Origin of the sequence: Caviibacterium pharyngocola, from assembly GCF_002795405.1 — a bacterium.
GTDB lineage: Bacteria > Pseudomonadota > Gammaproteobacteria > Enterobacterales > Pasteurellaceae > Caviibacterium > Caviibacterium pharyngocola.
The window spans coordinates 1-12,952 of sequence record NZ_PHGZ01000006.1 but is presented as its reverse complement, the minus strand read 5'-3'; the positions used below and the strand labels follow the sequence as shown (position 1 = coordinate 12,952).

General features: G+C 45.6%; 14 protein-coding genes. 7 read left to right on the top strand and 7 right to left on the bottom strand.

Annotation, left to right across the window (positions count from 1 at the left end; all coding sequences use genetic code 11):
• The first annotated feature begins 1 nt into the window (after position 1).
• The gene (gene pnuC / locus CVP04_RS02610; RefSeq protein ID WP_100295973.1) at positions 2 to 688 is read left to right on the top strand and encodes a nicotinamide riboside transporter PnuC; all 687 of its coding nucleotides are present in this window, start codon (positions 2 to 4) and stop codon (positions 686 to 688) included.
• Positions 689 to 792: 104 nt separating this feature from the next.
• Here the strand turns inward: pnuC and rplS are convergent, their stop codons facing one another.
• The 4 genes from rplS to rpsP are packed head-to-tail and all read right to left on the bottom strand — an operon-like array spanning position 793 to position 2,783.
• Positions 793 to 1,143: a 50S ribosomal protein L19 gene (rplS, locus tag CVP04_RS02605; RefSeq protein WP_100295972.1), complete on the bottom strand. Its 351-nt coding sequence runs from the start codon at positions 1,141 to 1,143 to the stop codon at positions 793 to 795.
• Positions 1,144 to 1,172: 29 nt separating this feature from the next.
• Positions 1,173 to 1,919, bottom strand: a complete 747-nt coding sequence (gene trmD, locus CVP04_RS02600) for a tRNA (guanosine(37)-N1)-methyltransferase TrmD (protein WP_100295971.1) — start codon at positions 1,917 to 1,919, stop codon at positions 1,173 to 1,175.
• Between the two features lie 55 nt (positions 1,920 to 1,974).
• A complete protein-coding gene (gene rimM / locus CVP04_RS02595) occupies positions 1,975 to 2,502 on the bottom strand; it encodes a ribosome maturation factor RimM (protein WP_100295970.1) in 528 nt (175 codons plus the stop codon).
• A gap of 32 nt (positions 2,503 to 2,534) precedes the next feature.
• Positions 2,535 to 2,783, bottom strand: a complete 249-nt coding sequence (gene rpsP / locus CVP04_RS02590) for a 30S ribosomal protein S16 (protein ID WP_100295969.1) — start codon at positions 2,781 to 2,783, stop codon at positions 2,535 to 2,537.
• Positions 2,784 to 2,999: 216 nt separating this feature from the next.
• On the opposite strand from rpsP, the gene CVP04_RS02585 reads away from it, so the two are divergent.
• Complete coding sequence (locus tag CVP04_RS02585) at positions 3,000 to 4,025, top strand: glycosyltransferase family 9 protein (RefSeq protein WP_100295968.1); 1,026 nt, start codon at positions 3,000 to 3,002, stop codon at positions 4,023 to 4,025.
• A gap of 30 nt (positions 4,026 to 4,055) precedes the next feature.
• On the opposite strand, the gene CVP04_RS02580 is transcribed toward CVP04_RS02585, so the two are convergent.
• Both CVP04_RS02580 and yczE read right to left on the bottom strand, forming a co-directional pair.
• On the bottom strand, positions 4,056 to 4,817 hold the full coding sequence (locus CVP04_RS02580) for a glycosyltransferase family 2 protein (RefSeq protein ID WP_100295967.1): 762 nt from the start codon (positions 4,815 to 4,817) through the stop codon (positions 4,056 to 4,058).
• Positions 4,818 to 4,900: 83 nt separating this feature from the next.
• Positions 4,901 to 5,563: a membrane protein YczE gene (gene yczE / locus CVP04_RS02575; protein WP_100296126.1), complete on the bottom strand. Its 663-nt coding sequence runs from the start codon at positions 5,561 to 5,563 to the stop codon at positions 4,901 to 4,903.
• Between the two features lie 238 nt (positions 5,564 to 5,801).
• Between yczE and CVP04_RS02570 the strand changes: the two genes are divergently transcribed.
• From CVP04_RS02570 to dusA, 5 genes are all read left to right on the top strand, one after another.
• Positions 5,802 to 7,046 (top strand): NupC/NupG family nucleoside CNT transporter, encoded by a 1,245-nt coding sequence (locus CVP04_RS02570; protein ID WP_100295966.1) that lies wholly within the window; start codon positions 5,802 to 5,804, stop codon positions 7,044 to 7,046.
• Between the two features lie 107 nt (positions 7,047 to 7,153).
• Positions 7,154 to 8,395: a phosphopentomutase gene (locus tag CVP04_RS02565; RefSeq protein ID WP_100295965.1), complete on the top strand. Its 1,242-nt coding sequence runs from the start codon at positions 7,154 to 7,156 to the stop codon at positions 8,393 to 8,395.
• 2 nt (positions 8,396 to 8,397) lie between these two features.
• The gene (gene deoD / locus CVP04_RS02560; RefSeq protein WP_100295964.1) at positions 8,398 to 9,108 is read left to right on the top strand and encodes a purine-nucleoside phosphorylase; all 711 of its coding nucleotides are present in this window, start codon (positions 8,398 to 8,400) and stop codon (positions 9,106 to 9,108) included.
• Positions 9,109 to 9,296: 188 nt separating this feature from the next.
• Positions 9,297 to 10,667, top strand: a complete 1,371-nt coding sequence (locus CVP04_RS02555) for a chloride channel protein (protein ID WP_100295963.1) — start codon at positions 9,297 to 9,299, stop codon at positions 10,665 to 10,667.
• Positions 10,664 to 11,659, top strand: coding sequence for a tRNA dihydrouridine(20/20a) synthase DusA (gene dusA, locus CVP04_RS02550; protein WP_100295962.1), 996 nt, complete (start codon positions 10,664 to 10,666; stop codon positions 11,657 to 11,659). The genes CVP04_RS02555 and dusA overlap by 4 nt, the downstream gene beginning before the upstream one ends.
• Before the next feature lie 60 nt (positions 11,660 to 11,719).
• On the opposite strand, the gene CVP04_RS02545 is transcribed toward dusA, so the two are convergent.
• Positions 11,720 to 12,814 (bottom strand): ISAs1 family transposase, encoded by a 1,095-nt coding sequence (locus CVP04_RS02545; protein WP_100295961.1) that lies wholly within the window; start codon positions 12,812 to 12,814, stop codon positions 11,720 to 11,722.
• Positions 12,815 to 12,952: the final 138 nt, after the last annotated feature.

Here is a 12,952-nt window from a genome sequence, read left to right as displayed (position 1 = left end):
TATGAACCTCAGTTTAACCCAACTCAAAAACGAATTCTTCGGCGGCTGGAAACCTTTCGAAGTGATTTGGTTGTTTATTTTCCTCGCGGCGCAAATTTTTGCCTATGTGCAAGATCCGGTTTCCGTTTTAGAAGTTATTGCCGGTATTTCGGGAATTTTATGCGTGGTGTTTGTGGGCAAAGGGAAAATCAGTAACTATTTCTTCGGCTTAATCTTCGCTTACAGCTATTTTTACGTTTCGTTAGACAATAAATTTTATGGCGAAATGACCACCACTTTATATGTGTATATTCCGGCGCAATTTATCGGCTATTTCTTATGGAAAGAAAATATGCGCAATGCAAATAGCGAAAACGAAACCGTAATTGCGAAATTCCTTTCGGTAAAAGGTTGGGCGGTTCTGATTGCCGCCGTGGTCATCGGTTCCTTTGCCTTTATCAGCATTTTAAAAACCACCGACGGTAATTCTATCGGCTTGGACGGTGTGACGACGGTGTTAGTTATCGCTGCGCAATTATTAATGATCTTGCGTTATAGCGAACAATGGATTCTTTGGATTGTAATCAACGTTTTATCCATCGTGCTTTGGGCGGAAACACCGGCAATGTATTTAATGTACGGCGCATATTTGCTCAACTCCCTTTACGGTTATTACAACTGGTCGAAACTGGCGAAAACCACCGTATAAATTTCTTAAAAAAACCACCGCACTTTTAAAAAGTGCGGTATTTTTTATGAAAATTTCGTCATAAAAAAGGCTTAGATACCCAAGCCTTTTCGATTTGCGATAAATTATTCGCCAAGACGTTCTTTGATACGTGCAGATTTACCGCTACGCTCACGTAAGTAGTAAAGTTTCGCTTTACGTACCGCACCTTTACGTTTAACCGCAATGCTGTCAACTGCCGGTGAGTGAGTTTGGAATACACGCTCAACGCCTACACCGTTAGATACTTTACGCAATGTGAAAGCACTGTGCAAGCCGCGGTTACGAATTGCGATAACCACGCCTTCGAATGCTTGCAGACGACGTTTGCTACCTTCAACTACCCATACTTTAACTTCTAAAGTATCACCCGGGCGGAAGCTAGGTACGTTTTGTTTTAACTGTTCTTGTTCGATTTGTTTAATGATGTTACTCATAATAATAACCTTTTAAATTAATCCTAGAGTTAACTGATTACACTGTGTTCGGTTTGAATTAACCTTAACAGTTTCTTTTGTTCGTCAGTCAGAGCTAGGCTTTCCAATAGCTCAGGGCGTCGTAACCACGTTCGTTCCAGCGATTTTTTCAAGCGCCATTTGCGAATTTCTTCGTGATTTCCCGACATCAGCACGGGCGGTACGATTAAACCGTCTAAACTTTCCGGTCGCGTATAATGCGGACAATCCAATAATCCTTCCGCAAAAGAATCCTCTTGCGCGGAGGCTTGTTTACCCAATACGCCGGGAATAAATCGTGCAACGGCATCAATTAATGTCATTGCCGGCAATTCCCCGCCGGTGAGAACGTAATCGCCGATTGACCATTCTTCATCGATTTCAGTTTGAATCAATCGTTCGTCAATGCCTTCATAACGTCCGCAGACTAAAATCATTTTTTGATTTTGTGCGAGTTCCGTTACGCCGGCTTGTTCCAATTTACGTCCTTGCGGTGAAAGATAAATGACTTTCACACCTTCTCCCGCCGCGGCTTTCGCCGCACGGATGGCGTCGCGCAAAGGCTGCACCATCATTAACATTCCCGGTCCGCCGCCATAAGGACGGTCGTCCACGGTTTTATGTTTGTCAAAGGTGAAATCGCGCGGATTCCAACATTGAACTTGCAGAAGATTTTGTTTAACGGCTCGTCCCGTTACCCCGAATTCCGTGACAGCTTTGAACATTTCCGGGAAAAGACTAATAATCCCAATCCACATTTTTATTACCTTTGTGTCAAAATGTTACTGCAAAAGCCGCACGACATACCTGAGGTTAGAAACCGGCATCCCAATCCACTTCAATAGTCTTTGTGGTGAGATCGACTCTTTTAACTACTTGTTCGTACAAAAACGGAATTAACCGTTCTTGTTTTCCGAAAGCATCTTTCATCGACGCGCGTACAACCAATACGTCGTTAGAACCGGTTTCCATCATTTCGCGCACGGTTCCCATTTCATAACCTTGCAAATTCACTACTCGGCAGCCGATTAAATCGTGCCAATAGTAATCGCCGTCATCTAATTGCGGGAATGCGGATAAATCCACGCCGATTTCGACATTAGTCAATGTCTGCGCGGTTTCGCGTTCGTTCACGTTTTTTAATTTCACGATTAATTCGTGATTATGATGTTTCCAGCTTTCTAATTCTGCCGGTTGCCATTGCCCTTTGATTCTTAAAAACCAAGGTTGATAGTCAAAGATACTTTCGGCTTGTTCCGTTGATGAATAAACACGCAACCAACCGCGAATACCGTATGTCGAACCTAATTTGCCAACGACTTCGATTCTTTGTTGTTCCATTTTATTCACCTGTAAAACCGTTCAAAATCCGCTTATGCGGCTTTTTGAGCTTCTTTTACCAATGTTGCAACGCGATCGGATAAAGATGCGCCTTGACCGACCCAGTGATTTACGCGATCTAAGTTGATGCGTACGCGTTCCGCATTACCGGTCGCCAATGGGTTGAAGAAACCGACACGCTCGATAAAACGACCGTCGCGCGGGCTACGGCTGTCAGCTACAACGATTTGATAAAATGGGCGTTTTTTAGCTCCGCCACGAGTTAAACGAATGGTTACCATAACCTTCCTCTAAATGTTTAAACGAAAAGAAAACCCACATCGAAGGCGTGGGAATGCTTACTTTTTTCTCTGTGTATATAGACAAAAAGCCTGTGGATTATACTCTTTTTTATGAAAAAAGCAAGGTAAAAAATCACCGAGGCGCCGCAAGCTGCGCTGTAAAGTGCGGTTAAATTTGTTAGAATAATGTCATTTTTCTCTTTGACTAAAATGACTATGCGAAAACTACTTGTAATCCGTAACGATAAATTGGGCGATTTCGTGCTTTCCTTTCCTGCCTTGGCGCTGTTGAAAAAATCCGATCCGATGCTCGAAATCACCGCACTTGTTCCGCAATATACCGCGCCGTTGGCGGAAATTTGTCCTTATATTGATCAGGTGATAATCGACGCGAAAGATAAAAAAGATCGCGCGGAATTCAATCGCGTGCTTAACGAAATCAAAGCGCAACGATTCGATGCAGTCATCAGTTTTGTGTCCGATTGGTATAATGCCAAACTAACGTGGAAAAGCGCGATTCCATACCGTTTGGCGCCGGCGACGAAATTATTTCAATTTTTATATAACCGCCGCCTGACCCAGCGCCGCTCGCAATCGGCAAAACCGGAATTTGCCTACAATATGGATTTAGCCTATCGTTTTTTGCAGGATCACCATATCACCGCGCAATCGCCCGAACCGCCTTATTTGTCCTTTGACCAAAGTGCGGTGCAAAATCAGCAAGAAATGTTAAGCCGTTTACTGAATATTTCTGCGGACAAAAAATGGATTTTCGTACATAGCGGTTCCGGCGGATCTGCGAATAATCTGTCGTTAGACCAATATACGCAGTTGATTCAAGGTTTACTGGCGGAATTCGATGCCTATGTGGTGTTAACCGCCGGCCCGAATGAAAGCGAAAAAGCGCAGCGATTAGCCGGACAAGTCAATCATCCGAATGTGGTGATTTATGATAAAAACGACGGCTTAGTGGATTTCGCACATTCTTTAGCTTGCGCCGATTTGTTTATCGCCGGCTCCACCGGCCCGCTGCACCTCAGCGGCGCGTTGAATATTGCCACCGTGGGATTTTATCCGAGCCGACGTTCGGCGCTGCCGTTGCGTTGGCAACCGATTAATGAGCCGAACCGCCATATCGCATTTTGTCCGCCGCGCGACAAAGCTGTGCAAATGGATTTGACCGTGATTAATATTGATCAAGCATTACAGGAAATTATTCCGTTTATTCGCGCCCAATGGTAAAAAGTGCGGTATTTTTACCGCACTTTTATGTTATTTATCTTTCGTTCTTAGCCAAAGATCGGCGTATTTCACGAAGGTGGAATGAGTGGATAACAACGCAAGCAAAAAGCCTTGTTTGCCGTCTAAAAATCCGGCTTTGAGAAAATACATTTTTAAGAAACAACCGAGGGCGTGGGTAACGCCTTGCCATAAGCTGCCTTTTTTGCCCGCCTGCGCTTTTTGTTCCGCCCAAGCTTTGGCATAGCCGGCGGATTTGACCAAATAATGATGAATATCTTTATAGGTATAATGGTATAAATCGCCGCTTAATTTTTGTACCGTAGCATCGGCGGGATAATGTACTCTTTCGTGCACCAATTCCTCGCCGTATCGGGCAAAATCGCGTCGATATAATCGCACCACATAATCCGGATACCAGCCGGAATGTTTGATTTGGCGCCCGAACACTTCGCTTAGCCGAGGCAGTTGATAAACCGTATTTTCGGCATCTTTTTCCACCGCACTTAATATGGATTGGCGCAACGTATCGCTCACGCGTTCATCGGCATCCAACCATAAAACATAATCGCCGGTCACGTATTGTTGCGCCAATCGGCGTTGTTTGCCAAAACCTTGCCAATCGGTATTGACATAAAATTTTGCGCCGTATTGCAAGGCGATTTCTTGCGTATTATCCGAACTGCCCGAATCCAAAATCACGATTTCATTCACCCAATCCTTGACCGTATCAAGACAGGCGGCGAGATCTTGCTGTTCGTTTTTTACAATCATTGCAACGCTAATGGTCGGCATAGAGATTCCTTATTTCGATGATATCGGCGTGTATTTTAACCGATTCGCCGAGCGGAAGAAAGTCACGAAAAAATCACCGCACTTTATGCCTGCGGCGGTGCGACGAACCGGTGTAAAAAAACAATGGCGGAAAGGGTTAATTGCATAATCCAACCGATTGAGAAAGCGAAAAACAAAGTGCCGATGCCGACCGTACCGCCCAACAAAAATCCCAGCGCGCACACACCGACTTCCAAGACGGTTCGCACTGTGCCGATTTTCAACCGAAAACGATAACACAGTCCGACCATTAATCCGTCGCGCGGGCCGGCGCCTTGGTGTGCAGTTAAATAAAAAGCGGAGCCGACGCCGAATAATAAAATGCCGATCAGCGCATAAATAAGCCGTTCGCCCAACGTCTCCGGCTGCGGCATATAAGCGGTTGTGGCGCCGAGCAATAACGCGATGACAACGATATTCAACAGCGTGCCGATACCCACGCGCAATTTCAACGGAAACCACATCAACATCACCAAGCAGCTAATAATCAACGACGCCCAGCCGACGCTAAAATGACCTTGCAGCGCCACGCCTTGCGATAATACCGTCCAAGGCGCGGAGCCGAAATTCGATAATAATAGTAGTCCTTCACCGAATCCCATTATGGTCAGCGCAAAAAGTAATACGGCAAGCGGTTTGAATTCAAACGACCAAAACGATCCCGCCGTCCAACTTGTTTTAGGTAAAACCCGAAATTTATGCTTCATATTCTTCATATCATTTTTCTTATCCTGTTCATCATAATGGAAAAACGCATTTATCCCAACAAGATAATCGGAATAAGATATAGCCGAATCGTTTAAAAAATCACACATTCCTTTGCCTGCGCGCCATGACGCAATCGCTTGCTTTCACATTTCTCGGTTTTTTACAAGATTTTGCCTACAAAAGATTGTAGAATTAACGCGTTATTTAAACTCGTTCTTTCTAAAAGGAAACGCTTATATGAATACCTTAATCAGCGTGATCGGTATCTTTGTTTTATTAGGCATCGCGGTGTTGCTTTCCAATAACCGCAAACGGATTAACTTGCGCACGGTCGTCGGCGCGCTTGTGATTCAAATCGCAATGGGCGCATTAATTCTTTATGTGCCGGCGGGTCGTCATATTCTGCAGGCAATGGCGGACGGCGTGGCAAAAGTGATTTCATACGGCAACGAAGGGATTGCTTTCGTATTCGGCGGACTTGCCGATACGAACAATGTCGGTTTTGTCTTCGCAGTGAAAGTGCTACCGAGCATTGTCTTTTTCTCCGCATTAATTTCATTGCTGTATTACGTCGGCATAATGCAATGGATTATTAAAGTGATCGGCGGTGCATTGCAAAAAGCGCTCGGCACTTCGAAAGCGGAATCAATGTCGGCGGCAGCAAACATTTTCGTCGGTCAAACGGAAGCACCGTTGGTGGTGAAACCTTATATCGGCAAAATGACCGAATCGGAATTATTTGCGGTAATGTGCGGCGGCTTGGCGTCTATCGCAGGCTCCGTAATGGCGGGTTATGCCGGAATGGGCGTGCCGCTTACTTATTTAATCGCAGCCTCCTTTATGGCGGCGCCGGCGGGATTGTTGTTCGCCAAAATTATGTTGCCGCAAACGGAAAAATTTAACGATAACATTGAAAACGTCGAATTGGAAAAACCGGCGAATATTTTGGATGCCGCAGCGGGCGGCGCATCTTCCGGTATGCAATTAGCCTTAAATGTCGGCGCAATGTTAATCGCTTTCGTGGCATTAATCGCGTTAATTAACGGTATTTTAAGCGGTGTCGGCGGCTGGTTCGATTTGCCGGAGTTATCCCTTGGAATGATCTTTGGGTGGATTTTCAAACCATTGGCTTGGATTATCGGCGTACCTTGGGAAGAAGCAGAAATCGCGGGACGAATGATCGGCACGAAATTAGCCATTAACGAATTTGTCGGCTATTTGGAATTTACGCCGTATTTGGCGCCGGACGCCGCCGTGCAATTAGCGGATAAAACCAAAGCGATTATCACCTTCGCCCTTTGCGGCTTTGCCAACTTCAGTTCCATCGCCATTTTGATCGGTGGCTTGGGCGGAATGGCGCCGAATCGCCGCGGCGATATCGCTCGTTTAGGGATCAAGGCAGTGATCGCCGGTTCCTTGGCGAACTTAATGAGCGCGACAATCGCCGGATTATTTATCGGATTAAGTGGTGCGGCGCTGTAAAAAGTGCGGTATGATTTAAGCGAGTTTTATTTATACGACACCACGACATTGTTCGTGGTGTTGTCACATTGGCGCTAAGTAAACGTTTGCGAAAGAGGTAAATAAAAATGAAACGTGTATTTATAATGATGTTAGATTCCTTCGGAATCGGCGCCGCCCAAGATGCCGAAAAATTCGGCGATCAAGGCGCAAATACCTTGGGTCACATTGCGCAATATTGTGCGGAAGGCAAAGCGGATACGGCGGAACGTCAAGGTGCGTTGCACATTCCGAATTTAGAAAAATTAGGTCTGGGACTTGCCGCCGAACAAGCCGCCGGCACGCTACCGGCGGGATTAAATCCGACACCGAAACTTCTCGGCGGTTATGCCTATGCGCAAGAAATTTCATCGGGCAAAGATACGCCGTCCGGCCATTGGGAAATCGCCGGCGTACCGGTGTTATTCGATTGGGGTTATTTTCCCGAACGGCAAAACAGCTTCCCGCAAGACTTGCTCGATCGCATTGTGGAAAAGGCAGCAACTCCGGGTTATTTGGGAAATTGTCATTCTTCCGGCACGGTGATTTTGGATCAGCTCGGCGAAGAACATATGAAAACCGGTAAACCGATTTTCTACACCTCGGCAGATTCTGTTTTCCAAATCGCTTGCCACGAAGAAACTTACGGCTTAGAAAAATTATACGAGCTCTGCCAAATCGTGCGCGAGGAACTTGCCGACTACAACATTGGTCGCGTCATTGCACGCCCGTTTGTCGGCGCCAAAGCAGGCGAATTCAGCCGCACGGGAAATCGTAAAGATTACGCCGTAGAGCCGCCGGCAAAAACCGTTTTGCAAAAATTAACCGAAGAAAAACAAGGCGAAGTAGTTTCCATCGGGAAAATCGCCGATATTTACGCCCACACCGGTATCACTAAAAAGGTGAAAGCCACAGGTTTGGCGGAATTGTTCGACAAAACCCTTGTTGAAATGAAAAGAGCGGGTGAAAATACGATAGTTTTCACCAATTTTGTGAATTTCGACTCGGATTTCGGTCATCGTCGCGATGTGGCGGGCTATGCCGGCGCACTGGAATATTTCGATCGGCGCTTGCCGGAATTATTGGAATTGGTCACCGATGAGGATATGATTATTTTCACCGCCGATCACGGCTGCGATCCTACTTGGCAAGGTTCGGATCACACGCGGGAATATATTCCGGTATTAATTTACGGCGCGCATATTCCGAAGCAATTTTTAGGTAAGCGCAACACGTTCGCCGATATCGGACAAACCATCGCCGCTTATTTCGGGTTATCATCAATGGACTACGGAACAGCAATCATTCAATTCAACCAAGAGGATTTTTAGTTATGACTCCACATATTAACGCCCCCGCCGGCGCATTTGCCGATGTCGTGTTAATGCCGGGCGATCCGCTGCGCGCCAAATATATCGCCGAAACCTTTTTAGAAAATGCCGAACAAGTGACCGATGTGCGCAATATGTTCGGCTATACGGGAACATATAAAGGTCGCCGCGTCTCGGTAATGGGGCACGGAATGGGCATTCCGTCTTGTTCCATTTACGCCAAAGAACTCATTACCGAATACGGCGTGAAAAAAATTATTCGCGTCGGCTCTTGCGGCGCCGTGCGCGCGGATGTCAAACTGCGCGATGTCGTGATCGGCTTGGGCGCCTGTACGGATTCCAAAGTCAACCGGATTCGCTTTAAAGACAATGATTTCGCCGCAATCGCAGATTTCGAAATGACCCAAGCGGCGGTCCAAGCGGCGAAAAATAAAGGCGTGGCGGTAAAAGTCGGCAATTTGTTCTCCGCCGATTTATTTTATACGCCGGATGTGGAAATGTTCGATGTAATGGAAAAATACGGTATTTTAGGCGTGGAAATGGAAGCGGCGGGCATTTATGCCGTGGCGGCGGAATACGGCGCCAAAGCCCTTGCCATTTGCACCGTCTCCGATCACATTCGCACGCACGAACAAACCACCGCGGAAGAACGCCAATTAACCTTCAACGAAATGATTGAAATTGCCTTGGAAAGCGTATTGCTTGCGGACTAAATCGACATTCGGGGCGAATTTTCGCCCTGAATTTCTTTGCGCTGGATTTAAGAATAAAAACCTTGCCTTTTTTAACCGCACTTTTAGTATTTCAGCCGATTGCCATTGCCGCGCGACTTATCCGTTGTTATGCAATTCGACGGCAAAACTGATATAATTCCGCCAAAATAATTACGTCATTAAACATTATGACCGATTCAGTAAATTTTAGCGGCAGAATACGTTACGCATTACATAAAAAACTTCGTCAAACACATCGCATTTCGCGCAAAAGTATAGAATTCGCCTGTTTGCTTATCGGCGCCGCCTTAGTTGCGCTGTTTTCTCTCGGCTTTGCTTTACTTGCCGATTTAGGTTTGGAATGGAACGCCCATTGGTCGGCGAAATACCCGCTTGCCGTATGGATCGTTCTGCCTGCCGGCTTGGCGCTGTTGGCTTGGTTCACACCTAAATACACGCCTTATGTGGCGGGCAGTGGTATTCCGCAAGTTATCGCGTCGATTAATTTACCGCACGGTGCGAATAAGCTGCGCTTGGTCGCTTTTTGGCAAACTTTATGGAAAATTCCGCTGACATTTTTGGCGATGTTGCTCGGCGCATCCGTCGGGCGCGAAGGACCATCCGTACAAGTCGGCGCGGCAGTGATGAGTGCGTGGGGAAATTTATGCCGCAAGCACGGCGTCGCTTTTAACGGATTAACCGCTAACGAACTAATGGCAACCGGCGCGGCAGGCGGGTTAGCCGCAGCCTTTAATGCGCCTTTAGCCGGTGTGGTTTTCGCTATTGAAGAACTCGGCAGAGGCGTACTTTTGCGCTGGGAACGCCGCGTGCTACTCGGCGTGCTCGCGGCAGGTTTCATCTTAGTCGCCATTCAAGGAAATAATCCTTACTTTCCGCAATATAAAGGCGAAACCAGTGTGCCTTATATGTTTTTATGGGTCGCCTTATGCGGCGTGGTGTGCGGCGTCTTAGGTGGCATTTTCGCCCGCTTATTGGCAAAAGGTGTTGCCGGCGTGTCACCTGCAAAAATACGCGGTTGGATCCGCCGCCATCCGATTTACACCGCCGCAATGTTAGGCATTTTACTTGCCGCATTAGGCAGTTACACCAACGGGCAAACCTTCGGAACCGGTTATAACGTAGTTGCCGCCGCCCTAGACGGACAACCGACGCAAGCGGATCTTGGCATCAGTAAATTATTCGCCACCGTAGCAACCTATTGGACGGGTATCGCCGGCGGTATTTTTACGCCGTCATTGACCACCGGCGCCGGTATCGGCGTGCAAATTTGGAACTTAACCGGCGGCGTGGTCGATCAACGTTTGCTCGTATTGCTTTGTATGGCGGCATTTTTAGCCGGCGCAACGCAATCGCCTGTCACCGCAAGCGTCATCGTAATGGAAATGACCGGCTGTCAACCCGTTTTATTTTGGCTGTTAATCGGTAGCCTTATCGCTTCGATTATTTCCCGCCAATTCAACCCGAAACCCTTTTATCATTTTGCGGCGGGACGTTTCCGCCAACGCATACAAGAAGAAAGTAAAGAAGAACATAAATGACACAAAATTCTCCTTCAAATTCACCGCACTTTTATCGCGGACGCTTTTCCGTCGCACCGATGTTGGATTGGACAACCCGCCATTGCCGCTATTTTCATCGGCAATTCAGCCGACACGCCTTGCTATACACCGAAATGGTCACCACCGGCGCAGTTATTCACGCCAAATATGATCATCTGGCATTTGACCGCAGAGAAGGTGCGGTCGCATTACAACTCGGCGGCAGCGATCCGCAACAATTACAACATTGCGCCCGTCTTGCCGAACAGCGCGGCTATCAAGAAATTAACTTAAACGTCGGCTGCCCGTCCGATCGTGTACAAAACGGAATGTTCGGCGCTTGCTTAATGGCGAAAGCGGATTTAGTCGCCGAATGTATCGCTGCAATGCAAAGTGCGGTGCAAATTCCGGTCACCGTTAAAACTCGAATCGGTATTGATGAATTAGAAAGCTACGAGTTTCTCTGTGATTTCATCCAAAAAGTGCATAATGTCGGCTGTCAGGAATTTATCATCCACGCCCGCAAAGCGTGGCTTTCCGGATTAAGCCCGAAAGAAAATCGCGAAATTCCGCCTTTGGATTACGACCGCGTTTACCGCCTCAAAGCCGACTTCCCGCAGCTGTACATTAGCATCAACGGCGGCATTAAAACGATCGAAGATATGCAACGGAATTTGCAGTATGTTGACGGGGTTATGGTCGGACGCGAAGCTTATCAAAATCCGGCGCTACTCGGTTATATTGATCAAGCGCTATTCAACCCGAATTGCCGCATCATCACACCGCGTCAAGCGATAGAAAAAATGCTGCCTTATATTGAAGAACAACTCTCCGACGGCGTGTATCTTAACCATATCACCCGCCATATGCTCGGCGCATTCCAAAACTGCAAAGGCGCCCGCCAATGGCGCCGCCACTTAAGCGAAAACGCCCACAAACCTAATGCTGGTATTGAAGTAGTAGAAACAGCGCTCGGATTTGTTGAGGAATAAGAAAAATAAGTGTAAGGGATAATTCACAATGATTTAAACCTTGCACTTTTTTTGGGGTTATTAGTTGGTTTCTTTAAATAGTAAAACTTCCTTGAAACAATCCAATGAGTCAATATGGTAAGTTGTTATATCCGATTCATCTAAATATAGATTAGAAAAGTTTTGTGCAAACTCTTTTAAATGAGTAATCTTTTCCGCTATGCTAGTTTTATTAGCTGAATCATTTTTTTCATATACAATATCCAGTCGCCAAAGTGGCTTGTGGTCTATTGCCCAATGTGTACGGATTCCTTTTATCAGCGTTTTCACATCACTATCTAAACTACTAATATAAAAGGCTTTTTCTTCCTGAATTTTTTCTTTATAGTCTCGTTGGCGAGTAGCTTCAATAACTGATTTAATCCCTTTCCAAGAACGCGCTTCTCGCAACCAGTCGGTTGTAGGTAGTCTCCGATAACTTTGTCGTTCATTTCTACCGTAGAGAGAATAAATCTCGTCAAACTGTTCGATTTTCAAAGATGAATCTCGTTCAACTTTATGAAAATAAGCATTGAGTTCATCAAGAAATTTACTTTGATAACCAATGACTGACAGTACATAATTTGCTTCTTTACTGATTATATTTTCTACTATTTTCTTTTGTGTATTCATTGTATAGATATAAATCACGGTATTTTTCAAAGTTAAGCAATCTAAAATTTCCAACACGCCGGCTTTTTCATTTTTCTTACCGAGTCGCTTCTGTTGCGATAAGGTTAGTTCCTGTTTGTTGTGATAAACGTTAATGCTATGTAAAGATTCTTGAGTTTCCGAAGTGAATGCACTGCGTAGAAGTACGTTGTCAACCTCAATCAGCTTTTTGCCTTTCTTTTGACGTATTTCATTAACGAAATTCAGAAAAATATCATTAAGTTGTACAGGTTCAATTCGATAAATAAAGTCAGCTATAATTGAATCAGAAGGAATGCCTCGTTCAAACGGACTGTATTTCCGCAACTGGTTCAGGTGAATTTTGCCAAAGCGATGAATATCAATGCAATTCTGTGCGCCTGAAAATATTGCACACATAATTAAGAAAACCATATCTAAGAAATTATATTTATTTTGTATAACTTGCTGAGTAGATGAATTAATCAGATCTTCAGGAGGAGTCATTATCTATCCTTATTTTCAAACATTGTTCTCTAAAATTATACTAAAAAAATACAATAAAAAAACCGTTAGTCTTTCAACTCACGGTTTTTCTAAATGTTTTATTAAACTAATAAAACCCAGCGGTGCCCTACTCTCACA